The sequence below is a fragment of the Rhizobium sp. 18055 genome (assembly GCF_902706285.1).
Taxonomy (GTDB): domain Bacteria; phylum Pseudomonadota; class Alphaproteobacteria; order Rhizobiales; family Rhizobiaceae; genus Rhizobium.
In genome coordinates this window covers 1-407 of sequence record NZ_CACSKD010000400.1, presented here as the reverse complement: position 1 = coordinate 407, position 407 = coordinate 1, and the positions used below count along the sequence as shown (strand labels likewise).

Genomic DNA, 407 nt, shown 5'->3' with positions numbered 1-407 from the left:
GCTCACCACGCTGGCGCAGTGGCTGCGCGTGCCCCTGGAGGATTTCGTCGACGCGGGCGAGGGCGCGGCCCTGCGCGCCACCGGCGAGCCCCTCCACAAGTGGCATGCGGGGCTGGGCTACGACGACCGCGAACTCTTCGACATCTACCTCAAGCTGCCCGTGCCCCAGCGCCGGCTGGCGCGCGAGGTGATCCTGGCCATCGCGCGGGCGCACGAGGCCGGGGAAGCGCAGCGCAAGGACCGGGACGGCTGACCGGCCGCGCCGCACGCCGGGGCCGGTCCGCGGCAAGGCGCGCTCAGCCGGCCAGGGCGCCCAGGCCCCGGGCCAGCTCGGAGGCGTGCGAGAGCGCGAACAGCACCAGCCCGATCAGGCCTCCGACCACCGTGCCGTTGATGCGGATGTACTG

Annotated in this window: 1 protein-coding gene; it reads left to right on the top strand. The window is 74.9% G+C overall.

The genetic code is table 11. The features are described from left to right. The coding region (locus GVL52_RS32460) for a hypothetical protein (protein ID WP_200848048.1) at positions 1-253 on the top strand (253 nt) is incomplete at its 5' end. Between the last annotated feature and the right edge of the window lie 154 nt (positions 254-407).